The organism is Streptomyces sp. 378 (assembly GCF_030124145.1).
Classification (GTDB): domain Bacteria; phylum Actinomycetota; class Actinomycetes; order Streptomycetales; family Streptomycetaceae; genus Streptomyces.
In genome coordinates, this window is sequence record NZ_JASKMS010000025.1 from 107,057 (window position 1) to 126,909 (window position 19,853).

Genomic DNA, 19,853 nt, shown 5'->3' on the forward strand with positions numbered 1-19,853 from the left:
TGCGTTCCTCTTCCGGAAAGGTGCCTCATGGCCGCGCGCATCCTGCTGGCCCGCCACGGACAGACCGAGTGGTCCCTGTCCGGCAGACACACGGGCAGGACCGATGTGCCGCTCCTGGAGGAGGGCCGGCGCGGCGCCAAGCTGCTCGGCGAGCGCCTGCACCGGGCACCGTACGAGGGTCTGGCCGGGGTCGAGGTGCGCACCAGCCCGCTGGCACGCGCGCGTGAGACCTGCGAGCTGGCCGGTTTCGGCGACCGCGCCCGGACCTGGGACGCGCTGCTGGAATGGGACTACGGGGCGTACGAGGGCATGACCCCCGCGGACATCCAGGCCGTCCGGCCCGGCTGGCTGATCTGGCGCGACGGTGTGCCGGACGGGGAGTCACTCGCCGAGGTCACGGCCCGGGCCGACGAGGTGGTCTCCTGGGCACGCGCCGAGGACCGCGACGTCCTGGTCTTCGCCCACGGGCACATCCTGCGCTCCATCGGGGCGCGGTGGCTCGGCCTCCCGGTCGACTTCGCGGCCCGGATACGGCTGAACCCGACCTCGCTGTCCGTGCTGGGCTGGGCCTACGGGGAGCCCGCGATCGAGAGCTGGAACGACCTGGGGCACCTCGCCTGAGGCGGGCCCGCGCCGCCCTCCGGTGCCGCGGCAGGCAACGTTCGCCCGTTGAGGAACGGCGTCGGCTGCGTGCTCTCGGCGGGCCGGCCGGACGTCGTCGTACGGGACGTCCTCGGGCTTTGGGCCGGTGCGGCGGCGGGGGCCCCTCCCGTTCGAGCGCATCCGGAACGGGGGAGCGTCCCAGGCGTCGCGGCGGGGCCGCGCAGCCGGGAACGGGGGAGCGTGCCGGGTGTCGCGGCGGGGCGAACGTTGCCTGCCGCGGCCTCAGGTCATCCGCGGGGACGAGGCGTGCCTCTCCAGGAACGCCGACACCCCGGACGCCCTGCGATGCGGCAGCAGGACCCGCGCCGTGGCCGCCAGCATGGTCTGCACGCGGGACGACTGGACCTCCTCCAGCAGATCCAGCACCCGCATCCCCGCCACCGCGGCCTCGTCCGGCCGGCCACCGCGCGCGAGGTCGTCCGCCAGCTCCGCCGTGTAGAGGGCGATGTTCCGGGTGAAGTGCGGATCCTGCAGCTCGGCCGCGCGCCGCGCATGCCGTGCCGCCCGGGGCCAGTCACCGAGCGTGGACCAGCACTGTGCCTCCAGGCCCTCCAATTCGGCCTCGCCGTAGAAGCTCATCCACTCGGGGTCGGCGTCCGAGGGGCCCCGTTCGAAGAAGGCCTGCGCTCGGGCCAGCGCCTGCTCGCAGCCCACCCGGTCGGCGAGCCCCGCCCAGCCGCCCGCCTCGCGCAGGGAGAGCAGCGACATCAGCCGGGCCGAGCCCACCGGCCGGGCGACGCGCTGCGCGGCCTGGGCGGCCCGGACCGCCTCGCGCGGCCGGCCCGCGTCGCGCGCGAGGAACGCCGTGTTGCAGAAGGCGTGCGCCTCCAGGCCCGGGTCGCCGGTCATCCGGGCGGTCGCCAGTGCCTCCGCGTAGTGGGAGCGGGCGTCGTCGAAGCGCCCCGAGTCGTGGGCCAGCCAGCCCACGGAGATGGCCAGTTCACCGGCGCCCGAGTAGAGCCGGTCAGCGGTCGTCTGCCGGGTCGCGCCGGCGTCCAGCAGGGTGTAGGCGGCCCGCAGCGGGGCGGCGGCGCGACGGTAGAGACCGTCGGCCCCGTGCCGGTCGTCCAGCAGCCGGATCCGGCGGACGGCTTCTTCCAGGGCACCCGCGTCACTCGCCCCTGCGCGGTGCACGGGGCGCTGTGCCGCCGTCGCGTCGAGGGCGAGGCCGACAGGCCCCAGTGAGGCGGCGGCCACCGTGGCGCCTCCGCCGGTCATGAACGCGCGACGTAGCACGTCGCTCTCCTCGTAGGTGTCGTGCGGGTGGTGCGGGTGGTGCGGGTGGTGCGGGTCGTACGGGTTCTGCGGTGTATACGGCTCGCACGCCCCGCTGGTCTCACTCGTGGCGTGCGCCGGGTTCGCGGTGCGCGTCAGGGGCGCGTGATCGATGTCGCGCGCCCGGCGCCCGCGTACCGACGAGCGGGGCGCGAACCCGAGATCGGTGAGTGTGCGGCCTGGGAACATGTGCAGGAACACCCGTTCGTACGCGTAGTTGGGGCAGCGGATCTCGCCCGCCTCGACCCGGCCGATGTACCGCGCGTCACAGCTGACCTGCTCGCCGATCTCGAGTCCGGCCCGGCGGATCGCCGCGGCGAACTCGGCCGGTGAGCGCTGTCCGCGCAGTCGCCGGAAGACGAGGTTCGGCCGTGCGGGCCGATCGGATGGAGACGAGGTCAGCGGTGACGACGCCATGGCCGGGTCCTCTCGTGCGAACCGTCGAACCATGCCGGATTCGAGGCGGACTGCTGCGAGTTGTCCGCATAGTCTGCCCCGTGTCCGGCGGGCAAGAACGTACCTGCTGTGATGGAGCCACCACGCTGGGTTTGGCTACAAACCGGATATCTCATCCGTGATCTGCCATGAAGTGCCATCCTTTGCGGCTGACTTCCGCCGTAGCCGTTGACGGGCCGGCCGCGTTGAACCCTGCGGACCGGGAGCCCCCGACTCCCGACCGCTCGTCCAAGCAGGGGTTTTCGTGGTGGAGGCCGGGATGAAGACCAGCCGGATCAACGATCCTCGTCCGCGACCGGGCGGACCGCCGGGCGCACCGGCCGTCGGCTGCGATGTGGTGACGGTGTCGGCGCGGCAGGGGCTGGAGGCGGTCGACATCCTGCGGCGCGGGCCGGGCGACGCCGTGGGATCCGTACTGCACGACGACGGCGGCGACACCCTCGGCTTCCTGGTCCCGCCGGGGACGGCGGCCGCGTGGGACGTGCCGGGGAGCACCTGCACCGAGACCGACGGACGCGGACCGACCCTGGCGCCCGAGCCTCCCGTGGAGGGTTCGGACTGGCTGTTGCCACCCGGCGAGGCCGACCTCGCTACGGACCCCGCGGTGCTGCGCGAGGCCCTCGGGGAGGCGGCCCGGATTCTCAGGGCGGCGGACAGCTGCCGCTGAGGCCTCCTCCGGTACCGGGCGGCAGCGGGAGCGTGCGCCCCGCTCGGCGGGACACCCCGATAATGAGCCCGTGGGAAAGTCCAGGGGCGGCCGACGCAGACAGGCCGAAGCGGAGGCCGTCGTCGAGAGCGTCGACGGCGGGCTCGCCGAGCTCATCCCCGACCGTGAGCGGGCCCGGGCCTGGACCCTGGTGATCGACGGGGCCCCGCAGTCGCACGTCGACCTGGACGACCCGTCCCACCTGTCCTTCGAGTACCAGCGCCGCCTCGGGCACGTGATCGACCTCGCCGCCCCGCCCGGTCGGCCCGTGCACGCGGTGCACCTCGGCGGCGGCGCCCTCACCCTCGCCCGTTACGTCGCCGCCACCCGGCCCCGCTCCACCCAGCAGGTCGTCGAACGGGACGGCGCCCTCGTCCAGTTGGTCCGCCGGGCACTGCCGCTGGACCCGAACGCGCGCGTCCGGGTGCGGTCCGCCGACGCCCGTGAGGGCCTCGCCAAGGTGCCGGACGGCTGGGCCGACCTCGTCATCACCGACGTGTTCAGCGGGGCGCGGACACCCGCACACCTGACCTCCACCGAGTTCCTCGACGACGTGCGCAGGGCCCTCAAGCCCGGCGGTGTCCACGCCGCCAACCTCGCCGACGGACCGCCGCTCGCCCACCTGCGCGGCCAGATCGCCACCGCCGCCGCCCGTTTCGAGCAGCTCGCGCTGGTCGCGGACGCGGCGATGCTGCGCGGCAAGCGCTTCGGCAACGCCGTCCTGGTCGCCTCCGACCATCCGCTGCCGGTCGCCGAGCTGACCCGCCTGGCCGCCTCCGACCCACATCCCGCCCGCGTCGAGCACGGCAGGACGCTCACCGACTTCACCGGCGGGGCCGCGCCCGTCACGGACCTCGCGGCGGTGGCGTCGCCGGCCCCGCCCCCGTCGGTGTTCGGATGACCGGGTACGGCACGCGGGCGCCGATGACCGACCGCGGCGGTCAGTAGGTCCCGATCTCCACCCGGGGCGGCCCGTCGTGCCAGGTGCAGAACACCGACACCCGGTCCGCGCCCGAGGCGAACTCCACACGGATCCACGACTCCGTCTTCCACACCTGCATCGACCAGCCCGGCCCGGGCGTCGCCGAGACGAGCGAGGCGGCGGTCCTCCCCAGGTCGAAGACCGCCCGGCCGCCGTCGGTGTCATAACTCCGCACCCGGCTGGAGGCGCCGGGGGCGGTGCTCGGCGAGGGCGAGGGCACCGACGGCGTGGCGGCGGGGCCCGGTTTCGCGGAGGTGGACGGCGGAGGCGTGCTCGGCTCCCGCGGCTTCCCCGAAGGTGTCCGTTCCGGCGCGCCGACCGACGCCTTCGGCTCCCGCGTGGACGCGTCGACGGCCTTGACGGGCAGGGCGCGCGGCGGATCGTAGGCCGTCCCCGCCATCACGGTGTGGACTCCCCACCACGACAGCGTGACCGCCGCGCCCGTGGCGAGCAGCCAGGCCAGTACGTGTACGAGTCCTCTGCGCATCGCGGGCCATACTGCCTCACTGGTCCCACGCGTTGTCCACAAGGGGCCGCGTACGGGGGCCGGTTGTCCCCGTCCGGGGAGTTGTCCACAGGCCCGCGCCCGGCTGTTCGAGATGGCGTACGGTGCGGCGCATGGCAAGTGTGCTCGTGGTCGAGGACGACCAGTTCGTACGCTCGGCGCTGATCCGGCACCTGACCGACGCCGCGCACACCGTGCGCAGTGTGGGGACGGCCCTGGAGGCGCTGCGCGAGGTCGCCCATGTCCGCTTCGACGTGGTGATCCTGGACCTCGGACTGCCCGATCTCGACGGGTCCGAGGCCCTGAAGATGCTGCGCGGGATCACGGACGTGCCGGTGATCGTGGCCACGGCCCGGGACGACGAGACGGAGATCGTCCGGCTGCTGAACGCCGGGGCGGACGACTACCTGACCAAGCCGTTCTCCGTCGAGCACCTGTCGGCCCGCATGGCGGCCGTGCTGCGCCGCGCCCGCTCCGGCGCCGCAGACCGGGAGCCGTCCCCCGTGATCCGGGTCGGCGGCCTGACCGTCGACCCACTGCGCCGCAGGGCCGAGCTGGACGGCGCGCGGCTCGACCTCACCCGCCGCGAGTTCGACCTGCTCGCCTTCCTGGCCCGCCGGCCCGGCGTCGTCGTGTCCCGCAAGGAGCTGCTCGCCGAGGTGTGGCAGCAGTCGTACGGCGACGACCAGACCATCGACGTCCATCTGTCCTGGCTGCGCAGGAAACTGGGCGAGACGGCGGCGCATCCGCGCTATCTGCACACCCTTCGGGGCGTCGGAGTGAAGCTCGAACCACCGGGGGCGGGGGCGCCGCGATGAGGTGGGCCCTGGTCAAGGTGTCGCTGGCGGTGACCACCATGGTCGTGGTCGCCTTCGCGGTGCCGCTCGGACTCGTCATCCGCGAGATGGCCCGCGACCGCGCCTTCTCGGGCGCCGAGCGGGAGGCCGCGGCCGTCGCCCCCGCCCTGTCCATCACCACCGACCGCGACCAGCTCGAACGGGTCGTCGCCTCCGCCGGCTCCGACGCCGGGATGGCCGTGCACCTCCCCGCGGGCGACGGCCGGGAGGCCCTCGAACTCGGGCGGCGCCGCGCCGCCGACGAGGACATCGCGGCCGTGCGGACGCTGGGCCGCGCCTCCACCACCGCCGTCCCCGGCGGCTCGACGCTGCTCCAGCCGGTCGCGCTCAGCACCGGCAAGATCGCGGTCGTCGAGGTGTACGTGCCGGAGTCCGAGGTCACCAACGGCGTGGGCACGGCCTGGGCGGTGCTCGCCGCGGTCGGGGTGGCGCTGGTCCTCGGCTCGGTCGCGGTCGCAGACCGGCTGGGCGTCCGCATGGTCCGCCCCGCGCAACGCCTCGCCGAAGGCGCGCACGACCTGGGGGAGGGCCGCCTGGGCGCCCGTGTGCCCGAGGAGGGCCCGACCGAACTGCGGCTCGCGGCGGTCGCGTTCAACTCGATGGCCGACCAGGTCGTCCAGCTCCTGGCGAACGAGCGGGAGCTGGCGGCCGACCTGTCCCACCGGCTGCGGACGCCCCTGACCGTGCTGCGGCTCAACACCGCCTCGCTCGGCGAGGGACCGGCCGCCGACCAGACCCGGACCGCCGTCGAGCAACTGGAGCGCGAGGTCGACACCATCATCCGTACGGCGCGGGAGGCCAAGCCGCAGACGGCCGCGGCCGGTCCGGGCGCGGGATGCGACGCGGCCGAGGTGGTCCGGGAGCGGATGGCGTTCTGGTCCGCGCTCGCGGAGGACGAGGGCCGCAAGTGGCGGGTGGCCGGGGCCGACCGGCCGGTGCGCATACCCGTGGCCCGCGCCGACCTGGCCGCCGCGCTCGACGCGCTGCTCGGCAACGTCTTCCGGCACACCGCGGAGGGCACCGCTTTCGCGGTCGACGTGCACAACGGCGAGGACGCGGTGATCGTCCTCGTCTCCGACGCGGGCCCCGGCATACCCGACCCCGAGACGGCGATGGCGCGGGGCCGCGGCTCCGGCAGCGACGGCTCGACCGGGCTCGGCCTGGACATCGTGCGCCGGCTCGCGGAGTCCACCGGCGGAGACGTACGGATCGGCTCCTCGGTGCTCGGCGGCACCGAGGTGCGGATCTGGATCCAGCTGGACGGCCGTGCCCCCGCGGGCCGAGGGCACCGCCAGATGCGGCGTCGCCGCCCCGGCAGGCTCACTGCCGTCCACAACCGCTCACGGTCCCACTGACCGTTCTCGTGAGGGCCCTCACGTGTCGGTCACGTTTCGACAAATGGAGGGACCGGCTCTTGACGCATGACCGGACATGCGGCTGTCATTGCGCCACCGTGTTCGGTCAAGTTGATTTCTGGTTGATTGCGACCGGAATTCACGCCACACCCTCCTGGCCGAACCCTGCCCTCAGGAGCCGTTCATGCACGACCTCTCTCCCTCCGGTGTCTCCCTCCCCGCACCCGGCCGCCGCACCCTGCTGCGCGGAGTGGGCGGTGCGGCCCTGCTCGGAGCCGGCATACCCCTGCTGAGCGCCTGCGGCGGCAGCGGCGCGTCCGCCGACCCGAAGACGGTCAGCCTCGGCTCCAACTCGTCGGACGCCGTGCCGAAGAAGGCGTTCGCCGAGATCTACGCCGCCTTCACCAAGAAGTCCGGCATCAAGGTCGACGTGAACACCAAGGACCACAACACCTTCCAGGAGCAGATCAACTCCTACCTGCAGGGCACGCCGGACGACGTGTTCACCTGGTTCGCCGGCTACCGCATGCAGTTCTTCGCCTCGAAGAAGCTGGCCACGCCGATCGACGACGTGTGGGAGAAGATCGGCGGCAACTTCCCCGAGGCGATGCACAAGCTCAGCAAGGGCGAGGACGGCAAGTACTACTTCGTGCCGCTGTACTCGTACCCGTGGGCGGTGTTCTACCGCAAGAGCGTCTTCGCCCAGCACGGCTACGAGGTCCCCACCACCTGGGACGACTTCGTCGCCCTGTGCAAGCGGATGCAGAAGGACGGGCTGGTCCCGATCGCCTTCGGCGACAAGGACGCCTGGCCCGCGATGGGCACCTTCGACCAGATCAACTTCCGCGCCAACGGCTACGACTTCCACGTCGAGCTGATGGCCGGCAAGGCCTCCTGGACCGACCCCAAGGTGCGCAAGGTCTTCGACCACTGGACGGAGATCCTGCCCTACCACCAGGAGGGCGCCGTCGGCCGCACCTGGCAGGACGCCGCGCAGACCCTGGTGGCCAAGAAGGCCGGCATGTACCTCCTGGGCACCTTCGTCGGCCAGCAGTTCACCGACAAGGCCGACCTGGACGACCTGGACTTCTTCGCCTTCCCGGAGATCGACCCGCAGTTCGGGCAGGACACCGTCGAGGCACCCACCGACGGCTTCATGCTCTCCAAGGCGCCGAAGAACCGCGCGGGCGCCGTCAAGCTCCTGGAGTACCTGGGCACGCCCGAGGCCGAGGAGATCTACCTCAAGGCCGACTCCAGCGTGGTGGCCGCCTCCACCAAGGCCGACACCTCCTCCTACACCGCGCTGCAGAAGAAGTCCTACGAGATGATCTCCGGCGCGAAGAGCCTGACGCAGTTCATGGACCGCGACTCCCGCCCGGACTTCACCGCCACGGTGATGCAGCCCGCGCTGCAGAACTTCGTCCGCAACCCCAAGAACATCGACAGCATCCTCTCGTCGATCGAACGACAGAAGAAGACGATCTTCGCCTCCTCCTGACCGAACGGAGACTCGACGACTCGGATCCCACATGACTGCCACCCCCGCGAAGGCTCCGGAGCCGGCCGCCCAGCCGGCTCCGGAGCCCGCCCCCGCACCCGCCCCCGCCAAGACGCCCCACGGCCACCGGCGGCTGCTCACCCGCCGCGACCGCCTCACGCTCGGCCTGATGGCGGGCGTGCCGACGATCCTGCACGTCGCCCTGGTGTGGCTGACGGCGCTGGCCTCGATCGCGCTGGCCTTCACCACCTGGGACGGCATCGGCTTCGACGCCATCAAGTGGGTCGGACTGCACAACTTCAGGGAGCTGTTCACCAGCAACCCGCAGTTCTGGCCCGCCGTCGAGCACAACGTCGTCTGGTTCGTGGTGCTCATCCTGCTGCCCACGCCGTTCGGCCTGTTCCTGGCCGTGCAGCTGGACAAGAAGATCCGCTTCAGCCGCGTGTACCAGACCGCGTTCTTCCTGCCGGTGGTGATGTCGCTGGCGGTCATCGGATTCGTCTGGCAGCTGATCTACAACCCGGACACGGGCCTGATCAACAGCCTGATCGGCGCCAACGAGCCCGGCCACTACATCGACTGGATCGGCGACCCGGACCTGAACCTCTGGGCCATCCTCGTCGCCGCCTCCTGGCGGCACGCCGGTTACATGATGATCCTGTACCTGGCCGGCCTGAAGAGCGTCGACCCCGCCCTGCGCGAGGCCTCCGCGCTGGACGGCGCGAGCGAGTGGCAGACGTTCAGGAACGTGATCTTCCCGACCCTGCGCCCGACCAACACCGTCGTCCTGGTCGTCACGATCATCGAGGCCCTGCGCGCCTTCGACCTGGTGTTCGTCTTCAACAAGGGCGCCCAGGGCACCGAACTGCTGTCGATCCTGGTCACCAACAACATCATCGGCGAATCCAGCCGCATCGGGTACGGCTCCGCCATCGCCGTCGTCCTGCTGGTGATCTCCCTCGTGGTGATCATCCCGTACCTGATCGCCACCTTCCGGAAGGAGCGGCGCGCATGAGTACCCTGAGCGCCCCGCGCAAGCAGCGCGCCCCGATCCGCCCCGCCCGGATCCTGCTGCACACCTTCCTCGTCGTCACGGCGCTGGCCTGGCTCGCGCCCCTGCTGTGGGCTCTGCTCGCGGCGATGCGGCCGTACGCGGAGACCAGCACCAAGGGCTACGTGTCCTGGCCCGACAAGCTCACCTTCGACAACTTCACGAACTCCTTCCAGCAGTCGGACATGCTGCACTACTTCGGCAACACCCTGCTGATCGCCATCCCGGCCGTGCTGCTGACACTGCTGCTGTCGTCGATGGTCGCCTTCTACGTCAGCCGCTTCGACTTCCGCCTCAACCTGTTCCTGCTGCTGGTGTTCACGGCCGGCAACCTGCTGCCCCAGCAGGTCATCATCACCCCGCTGTACCGGCTCTACCTGCTGATCGACCTGCCCGGCATCACCATGAGCGGCAAGCTCTACGACTCCGCGCTCGGCCTGGTCCTCATCCACGTGGCGTTCCAGTCCGGCTTCTGCGCCTTCGTGCTGAGCAACTACATGCGCTCCCTGCCGCACGAGCTCACCGAGGCCGCCCTCGTCGACGGCGCCTCCGTCTGGCGCCTGTACTGGCAGATCGTGCTGCCGCTGTGCAAGCCCGCGATGGCCGCCCTCGCCACCCTGCTCTCCATCTGGATCTACAACGACTTCTTCTGGGCCATCGTGCTCATCTCCACCGGCGAGAACATGCCGATCACCTCGGCCCTGAACAACCTCTCCGGCCAGTACTTCACCGACCCCAACCTGGTCGCCGCCGGCGCCCTGCTCACCGCGATCCCCACCCTGATCGTCTACTTCGCGCTCCAGCGCCAGTTCGTCAGCGGCCTCACCCTGGGCGCCAACAAGGGCTGACGTCCATTCCCCGGAAAGGGAACCCCGTGGCCACCGCCGCCGTCCCAAGGCCGGTGGCCACAGCCAACCCGGCCAGGACCCGCGCGAGTTCACGGGAGCGGCCCGCCGGTGGCGGCGTCCCGTCCGAGCACTCCCCGCCGAGACGGAGCGGGGCGCGGCACTCCCCTAAGCGTGCCGCGCCCCGCGCCCCGTCCCCCGTCGGTCAGACCGCCTCCACCTCGGGCAGTGACCCGGTCCGCGCCGCCCTGCCGTACCACAGGGCGCTCGTCTTCGGCGTGCGCTCCAGCGTCGCGTAGTCCACGTAGACCGCGCCGAAGCGCTTGCCGTAGCCGTACGACCACTCGAAGTTGTCCATCAGCGACCACAGGTAGTAGCCGCGGACGTCCGCGCCGTCGGCGATCGCCCGGCGCACCGCCGACAGGTGGCCGTGCAGGTAGGCGACACGCTCCGGGTCGTGCACCCGGCCGTCGGAGTCGATCTTGTCGTCGTAGGCCGCGCCGTTCTCCGTGATGTAGAGCGGCAGGCCCGGCGCCTCCCGGGTGTAGCGCATGATCAGCTCGTGCAGTCCGGTCGGGTCGATCGTCCAGCCCATCTCGGTACGGTCACCGGGTGTCTGGTGGAAGGCGACGTCGTCGGCGGCCGGCCACGGCGAGTGGTCGCTCGCCCCGTGGCCGTCGGCGCGCGGCGCCTTCGCCGACGCGTCCGCGGCCGAGACCAGCGCGGGCGTGTAGTAGTTGAGGCCCAGCGCGTCCAGCGGCTGGTTGATCAGCTCCAGGTCGCCGTCGAGGACGTGGTCCCAGTCCGTCAGGCCCGCCGTCGCCACGTACAGCGACTCCGGGTAGGCGCCGTGCAGCATCGGCCCGTGGAACACGCCGTTGGCCAGGTCGTCGATCCTGCGGGCCGCCGCCAGATCCGCCGGGTCCTGCGAAAGAGGCCGCACCACCGAGGAGTTGAGGCTGATCGCGACCGTGTTGCGGGCCGGCATCACCGACCGCAGGGCGGACGCGCCCAGCCCGTGCGCGAGGTTCAGATGGTGCGCGGCACGCAGCGAGGCCGCCGGGTCCGTACGGCCCGGGGCGTGCACCCCGGAGGCATAGCCCAGGAACGCGCTGCACCACGGCTCGTTGAGCGTGATCCACTGCTCCACCCGGTCGCCCAGCGCCTCGCCGACGATCTGCGCGTACTCCGCGAACCGGTACGCCGTGTCGCGCTCGGGCCAGCCGCCCGCGTCCTCCAGCTCCTGCGGCAGGTCCCAGTGGTAGAGGGTGACGGCCGGCTTGATGCCCTTGGACAGCAGCTCGTCCACCAGCCGACGGTAGAAGTCCAGGCCCTTCTGCACGGCCGGGCCCCGGCCGGTCGGCTGCACCCGCGACCACGAGACGGAGAAGCGGTAGGCGCCCAGGCCCAGCTCCGCCATCAGCGCCACGTCGTCGCGGTAGCGGTGGTAGTGGTCGACAGCGATGTCACCGGTCTCACCACCGGCCGTCTTGCCCGGCGTATGGCTGAAGGTGTCCCAGATCGACGGCGTACGGCCGTCCTCCCGTACCGCACCCTCGATCTGGTACGCGGACGTCGCCGCGCCCCACAGGAAGGCGGGCGGGAAGGACACCGCGGTGGCCGGGTTCTCGGAGTCAGGCATGGAAGCGCTCCCAAGGGGGTCGTGTGACCGACGAGTGGAGGGGGAGGGGCCGAGGCGGCTGTGGCTCGGCCCCGGGGAAGGCAGGATTCAGCGGCGCTCAGCCCTTGACGGCGCCCTGCATGATGCCGCCGACGATCTGCTTGCCGAAGATCGCGAAGACGATCAGCAGCGGCAGCGTGCCGAGCAGGGCGCCGGCCATGATCAGCGACTGGTCCGGCGTGTAGCCGCGCCCCAGCCCCGCCACCGCCACCTGCACGGTCGGGTTGCCGGTCTGGGTCAGGACCAGGAAGGGCCACAGGAAGTCGTTCCAGGTCTGCACGAACATCAGCATGCCCAGGACGGCCATCGCGGGCCGCGCGGTCGGGAACACCACGTGCCACACCACGCGCCAGCTGCTCGCGCCGTCCACCCGGGCCGCCTCGATGATCTCGTCCGGCAGCGCCTGGATCAGGTACTGCCGCATGAAGAACACACCGAACGCGCTCACCAGCGACGGGAAGATCACCGCCTGGAGCTGGTCCGTCCAGTCGAGTTTGGCGACCATCATGTACAGCGGGATGATGCTGAGCTGCGGCGGCACCATCATCGTGCCGATCACCACCAGCATCGCCGCGCCACGGCCCTTGAAGCGCAGCTTGGCGAAGGCGAATCCGGCGATCGTCGACAGGAACACGATGGTGAACGACGAGATGCCGGCCACCAGGGTGGTGTTGAGGAACGCCTCGCCCAGGTTGGCGTCCGTCCAGGCCACTTCGAGCTTGTCGAAGAGGCCGGAGCCGAACCAGAAGGGCGGCGGGGTCTGCGCCAGGCGCTGGTTGTCGCGCGAGGCGGCGATCGCCGTCCACACCAGCGGGAACAGCGAGATGACGGTGAAGAGGGCGAGGATGACGTATGCCACCGGGCCGGCGTGCAGCTGCCCGCCCGCGCGTGCCGCCTTCATGCCACGTGACCGCTTCGGCGGTTCGGGGACCGCGTCGGCCGGGGGTTTCGTCAGGGTCGTCGTCACGGCCGGTTCTCCTTAGCTACTGGCGCGCAGCCGGCGCGAGATGACGTAGTTGACGACCCCGATCACGATGAGGATCAGGAACATCGTCCAGGCGATGGCGGAGGCGCGGCCCAGGTGCTGGTTGATCCAGCCCTGCTCGTACAGGTACAGGCCGAGCGTCTGGAACTGGTGCTGGGATCCGCCGGAGGCACCCTTGTTCGCGTCGAACAGCAGCGGCTCGCCGAACACCTGCGAGGCGCCGATGGTCGACACCACGACCGTGAACAGGATGGTCGGACGCAGCGAGGGCAGCGTGACGTGGAGGAACTGCCGCCAGCGGCTGGCTCCGTCCAGGGCCGCCGACTCGTAGAGGTCCTGCGGGATCGCCTGCATCGCGGCCAGGTAGATCAGCGCGTTGTAGCCCGTCCAGCGCCAGATGATGATGGTGGACACGGCGATCTGGGACGGCCACTTGTCGTTCTGCCAGTCGACGTGGTCGATGCCGACGGCGTTCAGCGCCCAGTTGATCATGCCGTAGTCGCGGCCGAAGAGCAGCACGAAGACCAGCGAGGCGGCGGCGATCGACGTGGCGTAGGGGGCCAGCATGACGACGCGGTAGAACGTGGAGCCGCGCAGCTTGTAGTTGAGGATGTGCGCCAGGCCCATCGCCATCAGCAGCTGCGGAACGGTGGAGATGATGCCGATGGTCAGGGTGTTCTTCGCCGCGTTCCAGAAGAAGTCGTCGTCGAAGATGCGGGTGTAGTTGTGCAGGCCCACCCAGGACATGTCCGTGGGTGCCGTCAGCTCCACCTGGTGCAGCGAGGCCCAGCCGGTGTACAGCAGCGGGAACAGGCCGAACGCGAGGAAGAGCAGGAAGAAGGGCGAGACGAACGCGTACGGGCTCCAGCGCATGTCGCGCTGCCAGCGGCGGGAGAGCCGGGCGCGCTTCTTCCGCGCCGCCTCCGCGTCCGCGTCGGCCGGCGGGCGGCCCGGGGCCGCGCCCCCCTCCTTCACGGGGGACGCGGCGGTGTCGTGCCTGGTTGCCATTCGGGTCACTGGTCCAGGTTGTTGTCGATGGTCTTGACGGCCGTGTCCCACGCCTCCTCGGGCGACTTGCCCTGGGTGACGAGGATGACGCCGTTGTCCGTCAGACCCTGCTGGATGATCTGGTCCTTCGGGCCGATCGTCTGCACCGGGCTGCTCTGGGCGGCGGCGGCGAAGATGGTGCCGATCGGCGCGTCACCGGTCATCTCGTTCTTGGCGTTCTTCACCGCGTCCGACTCGTAGGCGGCCGGGGTGCTCGGGAAGCTGCCCTGCACGGCGAACAGCTTGGCCTGCTGCTCGGGCGCGGTCAGCCAGGCGGCCAGCTTCGCGGCCTCCTCGGCGTTCTTGCCGGACTTGGGCACCGCCAGGAAGGAACCGCCCCAGTTGCCGGACTTCGGCGACGCGGCCACGTCCCACTTGCCCTTGGCCTCCGGCTTCGACTTGCCCTTGATGTAGCCGAGCATCCACGGCGGGCAGGACATCGCGGCGAACTTGCTGTTGGCGATCGTGGTGTCCCAGGCGGGCTGGAACTGGGTCTGGTTCCCGATCAGTCCGTCCTCGGCCGCCTTGGCGGTGAGGTCGAAGGCGGCCTTCACGGCCGGGTTCGACTTGTAGATGACCTTGCCGGAGGAGTCGTAGAAGCGGTCCTTCTCGCTGCTGAGGATCGCCTGGAGCAGACCGCCGGGGGAGTCCAGGAAGGTGGTGCCCTTCGGCGCCTTCTTCTGGTAGTCCTCGCCGACCTGGACGAGCTTCTTCCAGTCACCGGCCCACAGCTTGGCGACCTCCTCGCGGTCGGTGGGCAGACCGGCCTTCTCGAAGAGGTCCTTGCGGTAGCAGATGGCCATCGGGCCGACGTCCGTGCCCAGGCCGATGGTCTGACCGTCCTCGGTGGTGGCCTGCTGCCACTTCCAGTCGAGGTAGTCGCTCTCCTTGCCGTACTTGGAGAGGTCCAGCAGCTTGTCGGACTGGGTCTTGACGATCTCGGCGATGTTGCCGACCTCGACGCCCTGGATGTCCTGCAGACCGCTGTTGGTGGTCAGGTGGTTGACCAGGGTGGGGTAGTAGTTCTCGTTCCGCTCGACGACCGTCTGCTGGATGTCGATGTCCGGGTGGAGCTTCTCGTACTCCTTGTAGAGGCCGGCCTCCTCGAACCCGAAGGTACCGAACAGCCCCAGAGTGATCTTGGTCTTGCCGTCGCTGCCGCCGCTGCCGCCCGACGAGGAGCCGTCGCCTCCGCCGTCGTCGGCACAGCCGGCCAGCAGCCCGGCGCCCAGCGACGCGACGGCCGCGACGACCATCGCCTTGCGGGCGGTTCGGATGCGTGCTCGCATGTCGTCCTCCTGTTGCCCTGACGTGCCGACCCCCCGGCCACCTGCATGGTCGGACCGTTTTACGCGCTTAAGGCTCGGGTGGGGAACGTGCGGGTTGTGTATGTGTCAGGTACTGTGGGAGCGCTCCCACCGGTGATGTGTTGAAGAGTCCCCGGTCGCGGCGGGGGTGTCAAGGGACCGGACAACGAGAGATGCGTTCAGTTATCGGGCTGTTAACTGGACCGGGCCCGGCACCGGTTGGGAGTCGGGCCGGTGGTATCGAGCCGGCCGGGGCGCCGGTCGCACCGGCTCGTCCGGCCGAACCGGAAGGCCGGGGGCGGCGAGCCCTCGGCGGCGGTCATACGGCTGACGAGCCTGTTAAATTCCAGGCCAGTCGCAGAGTGCGGGTGTGGACGGGAAGGCGGAGCCCATGGCAACCCACGGAGCGCGGGGCCGAAGCGGTGGCCGGCCCACTCTCGAAGAGGTGGCGGCGCGCGCCGGTGTCGGACGCGGCACCGTCTCGCGGGTGATCAACGGCTCGCCCCGGGTCAGCGACGCGACCCGCGCGGCCGTCGAGGCCGCGGTGGCGGAGCTCGGCTACGTCCCCAACACCGCGGCCCGGGCCCTGGCCGCCAACCGTACGGACGCGATCGCCCTGGTCGTCCCCGAGCCGGAGACCCGGTTCTTCGCGGAGCCGTACTTCTCGGACATGCTGAAGGGCGTCGGGGCGGCGCTGTCCGACACCGAGATGCAGCTACTGCTGATCTTCGCGGGCAGCGACCGGGAACGCCGCCGCCTCGCGCAGTACCTGGCGGCGCACCGGGTCGACGGCGTCCTGCTGGTGTCGGTGCACGCGGACGATCCGCTGCCCGACCTGCTGGCCCAGCTGGAGATCCCGGCGGTGATCAGCGGCCCGCGCTCCTCGACGGAGACCCTGCCGTCGGTCGACTCGGACAATTACGGCGGCGCCCGCCAGGCCGTCGAGCATCTGCTGTCCCGGGGCCGGAGCCGGATCGCCCACATCACCGGCCGCCTCGACGTCTACGGCGCGCAGCGCCGGGTCGACGGCTTCCGCGAGGCACTGAGCGACGCCGGCCGGTGGGTGGACGAAGGGATGATCGAGGCGGGGGACTTCACCGAGGAGGGCGGGCACCGGGCCATGACCGCCCTGCTGGAGCGTCACCCGGACGTGGACGCGGTCTTCGCCGCCTCCGACGTCACCGCGTCCGGCGCCCGCCGGGCGCTGCGCGAGGCGGGCCGCCGCATCCCGGAGGACGTGGCACTCGTCGGCTACGACGACTCCGCCATCGCCCGCCACATGGAGCCGCCCCTCACCAGCGTCCGCCAGCCCATAGAGGAGATGGGCCGCCGGATGATAGACCTCCTGCTCACGGAGGTCGCCGACCGCCGTCCCCTCGCGTCCCGCGGCCTGGAGCGCCGGCAGATGGTCCTGGCCACGGAGTTGGTGTCCCGGTCGTCGTCCTGACGGACCGCGTCGTACGGCTCCTGCGGGCGCACGGTGAGCTGGTTCGTGATCCGGGCCGACCCGGGTGAACGGCTCGGCTGCATGCGGGAGTTGACCACGACCCGGCGGCGGCCGGCGGGCTGGGACCGGGAAGCCACCGCAGGCCTCCACCCCGTCCGGCACGAACAGCCACTTCCGGAGCGCCGCGCACGCAGGTACAGGAAGCTCCGCCTCGCCGAACCAGCCGTGTCAGGCGATCCCGTCCCAGGGCAGACGTAGCTGAAGAGCGGGAGCCGCACCGGGGCCCGCAGGCCCAGCTCCTCCGTCCGTACCCGGGCCAGCGCCTTCGCCGCTTCACCAGCTCGCCCATGGCCTCACGACCGCATGTGCTCACGCCCGAGCCGGTGCCGGGCGGCGTACCAGGTAGGCCGCCGCCGTCACGACCAGAATCGCCATGCACGTGATGAACACCAGCCCCGCGCCCTCCAGGCCGATCGGGCCGGTCAGCAGGCCGACGCCGATGACCGGGAGGGAGATGCCCGCGTAGGCCACCACGAACAGGGTCGAGATCACCGCCGCGCGCCGGTGTTCCGGAGAGGCCTCGGCCACCTCGGACAGGGCACCGCGGAACGCCAGGCCCTGGCCGATTCCGCCGACGAGGGCGCTGGCGACCAGCAACGGCATCTGGTCCCACCGCAGCGCACCGGCGAGCAGCGCCAGCCCGGCCAGGAGCACGCCGCAGCCCAGCGGAAGGGAGCGCCGTACGCCGACCCGGCCGACCGCCAGTTGCCCGGCCGTCGACGAGAAGAAGGCCAGCGCGACGATCAGCCCGCTCACGGCGTGGTCGTCCACGTCCAGGGACTCCGCGAGGAAGGCCGGGCTGACCGAGGTGAACACGCCGAACAGGGCGAATCCGACGAAGGCGGCGGTGGCCGCGGGACCGAACACCGCGCGCACCCGCGGGGGCAGCGCGGGCCGCTGCGGGCGTACGGCGCGCAGCGGCCGCCGCTCCCGTACCGTCTCCGCGAGCCGCAGCAGGACGACGGCCGAGGCGGCCACCAGGGCGAGGTGGGCGACGAACGGCAGGTACAGCGGCCAGGGGGCGTACTCCGCGAGCACCCCGGACAGCAGCGGACCGCAGCCCAGTCCGCCCATGTTGGCGGCCGTCGCCACGAACGTGGCCCGCGCGGCACCGCCCCGCGGCGCCAGCTCCATCACGTACGCCGTGGCGGCCCCGGTGAACAACCCGGCGGACAGTCCGGACAGCAGCCGCCCCGCGTACAGCCAGCCGAGCCCGGTGGCGCACAGGAAGCAAACGGCGCTCACCGCCGCGAAGCCCAGCCCGCACAGCAGCACCGGGCGCCTGCCCACGGCGTCCGAGGCGTCGCCGACCAGCAGCAGCACACCGATCACGGCGAAGGCGTACAGCGCGTACACCACGGTGACGGTCAGTTCGGAGAAGCCGAACTCATCCTGGTAGAGGGGATAGAGGGGAGTCGGCAGCGTGGTGCCGGCCATGCAGACGGCGAAGACCGCTCCGCCGAGCACACACGCGCGCCATCCCGGGCGTCCACCGTCCATGGCGCCGACGGTAGCCGCGCCCCGCGGACGTCATCTCGATCGGCGCGCTGGAAAACGCTTCAGCCGGTGGCCTCTTTCGAGGCCACCGGCTGAAGACTCAGGGTGAGTGACGGGACTCGAACCCGCGGCATCCTGGACCACAACCAGGTGCTCTACCAGCTGAGCTACACCCACCATGACCGGCTTGGAGATCAGTGTTTGTCCCCGACCGGCCGAGAAAAAGTGTACAGGGTCCGAAGGGGTGCTCGCGCCAGGCTTTCGCAGCAGCCCCCGACGGGCCCCTCTCCCGCCTACTGAGCAGGCAGGACGTGCTTCGCGGCGATCGTCCGCGCGGTGTCCGAGTCGGGTCCGGGCTGCGGGACGAACACGGCCTCGCGGTAGTACCGCAGCTCCGCGATCGACTCACGGATGTCGGCGAGCGCGCGGTGGTTGCCGCTCTTCTGCGGGCTGTTGAAGTACGCCCGCGGGTACCAGCGACGCGCCAGCTCCTTGATCGACGACACGTCGACGATCCGGTAGTGGAGGTAGTTCTCCAGCGTCGGCATGTCACGCAGCAGGAAACCGCGGTCCGTGCCGACGGAGTTCCCGCACAGCGGGGCCTTGCCCGGCTCCTTGACGAACTCCCGCACGTACGTCAGGACCTGGTCCTCGGCGTCCTTCAGCGTCGTGCCCCCGGCCAGCTCGGTGAGCAGCCCGGAGGAGGTGTGCATCTGACGCACCACGTCCGGCATCGTCTCCAGCGCCTGCTCCGGCGGCCGGATGACGATGTCCACGCCCTCGCCGAGCACGTTCAGCTCGGAGTCGGTCACGAGGGCGGCCACCTCGATGAGCGCGTCGTCCGACAGCGAGAGGCCGGTCATCTCGCAGTCGATCCACACCATGCGATCGTTCATGTGTCTCACCCTACGGCCCGTCGTGTCCCGGCCGGGCCGCCCGGGCCGGGAAAGCCGCGGGGCCCGCGAGGAGGCGTGCTCCTCGCGGGCCCCGCGGTCCGATCACGGCGCGCTGCGCTGCCCGGGCAGGCTCGCCGACAGGGCCGGGGACTGCCCGACCGCGCTCGCCGCCGCCGTACGGCGGGACTGGAGCGGGACGGGGTGCTCCGGGTGCAGCGGCGACGACACCTGGCCGGGCTGGCCCGGATGGTGTCCCGCGTGGCCCGGGTGGCCCGGCATGCCGGACCCCGGACCGCCCGGTGCGCTCTCGGTCTCCTGAGGCCGCTCGCCCTGCGGGCGCCGGGCACGGTACGCCGCCCGGTACGCGGCCGGGGACGAGCCCAGCTGGCGGCGGAAGTGCCCGCGCAGGGCGACCGGTGACCGGAAGCCGCAGCGCCCCGCCACCTCGTCCACCGAGTAGTCCGACGTCTCCAGCAGGCGCTGCGCCTGAAGCACCCGCTGGGTGATCAGCCACTGCAGCGGAGCGCTCCCGGTCAGCGAGCGGAAGCGGCGGTCGAACGTACGCCGGCTCATGTACGCGCGTGCCGCCAGGGTCTCCACGTCGAACTGCTCGTGGAGGTGCTCCAGCGCCCAGGCGACGACCTCGGCGAGCGGGTCGGCGCCGATCTCCTCGGGTAAGAAGTCGTCTCATTTGGTGAGTCTGCGGTAGCAGATGAGGGTGCAGGCGATGCTGGTGAAGG

17 protein-coding genes, 1 tRNA gene and 1 pseudogene are annotated in these 19,853 nt (G+C 71.3%); 9 read left to right on the forward strand and 10 right to left on the reverse strand.

All coding sequences use genetic code 11. The annotated features are described in order from the left end of the window. Positions 1 to 27: 27 nt before the first annotated feature. The gene (locus QNO09_RS28695; protein ID WP_283973151.1) at positions 28 to 621 is read left to right on the forward strand and encodes a histidine phosphatase family protein; all 594 of its coding nucleotides are present in this window, start codon (positions 28 to 30) and stop codon (positions 619 to 621) included. 264 nt (positions 622 to 885) lie between these two features. Here QNO09_RS28695 and QNO09_RS28700 read toward each other — a convergent pair whose 3' ends face one another. Next, positions 886 to 2,355 (reverse strand): NsdA family TPR-like regulatory protein, encoded by a 1,470-nt coding sequence (locus QNO09_RS28700; protein WP_283973152.1) that lies wholly within the window; start codon positions 2,353 to 2,355, stop codon positions 886 to 888. A gap of 298 nt (positions 2,356 to 2,653) precedes the next feature. On the opposite strand from QNO09_RS28700, the gene QNO09_RS28705 reads away from it, so the two are divergent. Both QNO09_RS28705 and QNO09_RS28710 read left to right on the forward strand, forming a co-directional pair. Next, positions 2,654 to 3,061, forward strand: coding sequence for a hypothetical protein (locus QNO09_RS28705; protein ID WP_283973153.1), 408 nt, complete (start codon positions 2,654 to 2,656; stop codon positions 3,059 to 3,061). Between the two features lie 70 nt (positions 3,062 to 3,131). Then, complete coding sequence (locus QNO09_RS28710) at positions 3,132 to 4,001, forward strand: spermidine synthase (protein WP_283973154.1); 870 nt, start codon at positions 3,132 to 3,134, stop codon at positions 3,999 to 4,001. A 40-nt stretch (positions 4,002 to 4,041) separates the two neighbouring features. Here the strand turns inward: QNO09_RS28710 and QNO09_RS28715 are convergent, their stop codons facing one another. Then, on the reverse strand, positions 4,042 to 4,569 hold the full coding sequence (locus QNO09_RS28715) for a hypothetical protein (protein WP_283973155.1): 528 nt from the start codon (positions 4,567 to 4,569) through the stop codon (positions 4,042 to 4,044). Between the two features lie 131 nt (positions 4,570 to 4,700). On the opposite strand from QNO09_RS28715, the gene QNO09_RS28720 reads away from it, so the two are divergent. From QNO09_RS28720 to QNO09_RS28740, 5 genes are all read left to right on the forward strand, one after another. Continuing rightward, positions 4,701 to 5,405, forward strand: coding sequence for a response regulator transcription factor (locus QNO09_RS28720; protein ID WP_283973156.1), 705 nt, complete (start codon positions 4,701 to 4,703; stop codon positions 5,403 to 5,405). Next, a complete protein-coding gene (locus tag QNO09_RS28725; RefSeq protein WP_283973157.1) occupies positions 5,402 to 6,799 on the forward strand; it encodes a sensor histidine kinase in 1,398 nt (465 codons plus the stop codon). The genes QNO09_RS28720 and QNO09_RS28725 overlap by 4 nt, the downstream gene beginning before the upstream one ends. Positions 6,800 to 6,983: 184 nt before the next feature. Continuing rightward, complete coding sequence (locus QNO09_RS28730; RefSeq protein ID WP_283973158.1) at positions 6,984 to 8,297, forward strand: ABC transporter substrate-binding protein; 1,314 nt, start codon at positions 6,984 to 6,986, stop codon at positions 8,295 to 8,297. A gap of 31 nt (positions 8,298 to 8,328) precedes the next feature. Continuing rightward, the gene (locus QNO09_RS28735; RefSeq protein WP_283973159.1) at positions 8,329 to 9,312 is read left to right on the forward strand and encodes a carbohydrate ABC transporter permease; all 984 of its coding nucleotides are present in this window, start codon (positions 8,329 to 8,331) and stop codon (positions 9,310 to 9,312) included. Further along, complete coding sequence (locus tag QNO09_RS28740; RefSeq protein ID WP_283973160.1) at positions 9,309 to 10,196, forward strand: carbohydrate ABC transporter permease; 888 nt, start codon at positions 9,309 to 9,311, stop codon at positions 10,194 to 10,196. Before QNO09_RS28735 ends, QNO09_RS28740 begins: the two co-directional genes overlap by 4 nt. A 202-nt stretch (positions 10,197 to 10,398) precedes the next feature. Here the strand turns inward: QNO09_RS28740 and QNO09_RS28745 are convergent, their stop codons facing one another. The 4 genes from QNO09_RS28745 to QNO09_RS28760 form a co-directional block, all read right to left on the reverse strand. Then, the gene (locus tag QNO09_RS28745) at positions 10,399 to 11,835 is read right to left on the reverse strand and encodes a GH1 family beta-glucosidase (protein ID WP_283973161.1); all 1,437 of its coding nucleotides are present in this window, start codon (positions 11,833 to 11,835) and stop codon (positions 10,399 to 10,401) included. Between the two features lie 97 nt (positions 11,836 to 11,932). Then, positions 11,933 to 12,841, reverse strand: a complete 909-nt coding sequence (locus tag QNO09_RS28750; protein WP_102912406.1) for a carbohydrate ABC transporter permease — start codon at positions 12,839 to 12,841, stop codon at positions 11,933 to 11,935. A 12-nt stretch (positions 12,842 to 12,853) separates the two neighbouring features. Next, positions 12,854 to 13,867: a carbohydrate ABC transporter permease gene (locus QNO09_RS28755; protein WP_283973162.1), complete on the reverse strand. Its 1,014-nt coding sequence runs from the start codon at positions 13,865 to 13,867 to the stop codon at positions 12,854 to 12,856. A gap of 5 nt (positions 13,868 to 13,872) precedes the next feature. Next, positions 13,873 to 15,195, reverse strand: a complete 1,323-nt coding sequence (locus QNO09_RS28760; RefSeq protein ID WP_283973163.1) for an ABC transporter substrate-binding protein — start codon at positions 15,193 to 15,195, stop codon at positions 13,873 to 13,875. Positions 15,196 to 15,604: 409 nt separating this feature from the next. On the opposite strand from QNO09_RS28760, the gene QNO09_RS28765 reads away from it, so the two are divergent. Further along, complete coding sequence (locus tag QNO09_RS28765; RefSeq protein ID WP_283973164.1) at positions 15,605 to 16,660, forward strand: LacI family DNA-binding transcriptional regulator; 1,056 nt, start codon at positions 15,605 to 15,607, stop codon at positions 16,658 to 16,660. Positions 16,661 to 17,029: 369 nt separating this feature from the next. Here the strand turns inward: QNO09_RS28765 and QNO09_RS28770 are convergent, their stop codons facing one another. The 4 genes and pseudogenes from QNO09_RS28770 to QNO09_RS28785 form a co-directional block, all read right to left on the reverse strand. Continuing rightward, a complete protein-coding gene (locus tag QNO09_RS28770) occupies positions 17,030 to 18,220 on the reverse strand; it encodes an MFS transporter (protein WP_283973165.1) in 1,191 nt (396 codons plus the stop codon). Positions 18,221 to 18,321: 101 nt separating this feature from the next. Further along, a tRNA-His gene (locus tag QNO09_RS28775) sits at positions 18,322 to 18,394 on the reverse strand. Positions 18,395 to 18,510: 116 nt separating this feature from the next. Continuing rightward, positions 18,511 to 19,113, reverse strand: coding sequence for an oligoribonuclease (gene orn, locus QNO09_RS28780; protein ID WP_283973166.1), 603 nt, complete (start codon positions 19,111 to 19,113; stop codon positions 18,511 to 18,513). A gap of 102 nt (positions 19,114 to 19,215) precedes the next feature. Further along, positions 19,216 to 19,800 (reverse strand): annotated as a pseudogene (locus QNO09_RS28785) (helix-turn-helix domain-containing protein); the annotation flags it as partial. Positions 19,801 to 19,853: the final 53 nt, after the last annotated feature.

What these genes read in the sequence shown, in the direction of transcription:
- QNO09_RS28695 (WP_283973151.1), top strand. Translation starts at nt 28, where the DNA reads ATGGCCGCGCGCATCCTGCTGGCCCGCCACGGACAGACCGAGTGGTCC.
- QNO09_RS28700 (WP_283973152.1), bottom strand. Translation starts at nt 2,355, where the DNA reads ATGGCGTCGTCACCGCTGACCTCGTCTCCATCCGATCGGCCCGCACGG.
- QNO09_RS28705 (WP_283973153.1), top strand. Translation starts at nt 2,654, where the DNA reads ATGAAGACCAGCCGGATCAACGATCCTCGTCCGCGACCGGGCGGACCG.
- QNO09_RS28715 (WP_283973155.1), bottom strand. Translation starts at nt 4,569, where the DNA reads ATGCGCAGAGGACTCGTACACGTACTGGCCTGGCTGCTCGCCACGGGC.
- QNO09_RS28720 (WP_283973156.1), top strand. Translation starts at nt 4,701, where the DNA reads ATGGCAAGTGTGCTCGTGGTCGAGGACGACCAGTTCGTACGCTCGGCG.
- QNO09_RS28725 (WP_283973157.1), top strand. Translation starts at nt 5,402, where the DNA reads ATGAGGTGGGCCCTGGTCAAGGTGTCGCTGGCGGTGACCACCATGGTC.
- QNO09_RS28730 (WP_283973158.1), top strand. Translation starts at nt 6,984, where the DNA reads ATGCACGACCTCTCTCCCTCCGGTGTCTCCCTCCCCGCACCCGGCCGC.
- QNO09_RS28735 (WP_283973159.1), top strand. Translation starts at nt 8,329, where the DNA reads ATGACTGCCACCCCCGCGAAGGCTCCGGAGCCGGCCGCCCAGCCGGCT.
- QNO09_RS28740 (WP_283973160.1), top strand. Translation starts at nt 9,309, where the DNA reads ATGAGTACCCTGAGCGCCCCGCGCAAGCAGCGCGCCCCGATCCGCCCC.
- QNO09_RS28745 (WP_283973161.1), bottom strand. Translation starts at nt 11,835, where the DNA reads ATGCCTGACTCCGAGAACCCGGCCACCGCGGTGTCCTTCCCGCCCGCC.
- QNO09_RS28755 (WP_283973162.1), bottom strand. Translation starts at nt 13,867, where the DNA reads ATGGCAACCAGGCACGACACCGCCGCGTCCCCCGTGAAGGAGGGGGGC.
- QNO09_RS28760 (WP_283973163.1), bottom strand. Translation starts at nt 15,195, where the DNA reads ATGCGAGCACGCATCCGAACCGCCCGCAAGGCGATGGTCGTCGCGGCC.
- QNO09_RS28765 (WP_283973164.1), top strand. Translation starts at nt 15,605, where the DNA reads ATGGCAACCCACGGAGCGCGGGGCCGAAGCGGTGGCCGGCCCACTCTC.
- QNO09_RS28770 (WP_283973165.1), bottom strand. Translation starts at nt 18,220, where the DNA reads ATGGACGGTGGACGCCCGGGATGGCGCGCGTGTGTGCTCGGCGGAGCG.
- orn (WP_283973166.1), bottom strand. Translation starts at nt 19,113, where the DNA reads ATGAACGATCGCATGGTGTGGATCGACTGCGAGATGACCGGCCTCTCG.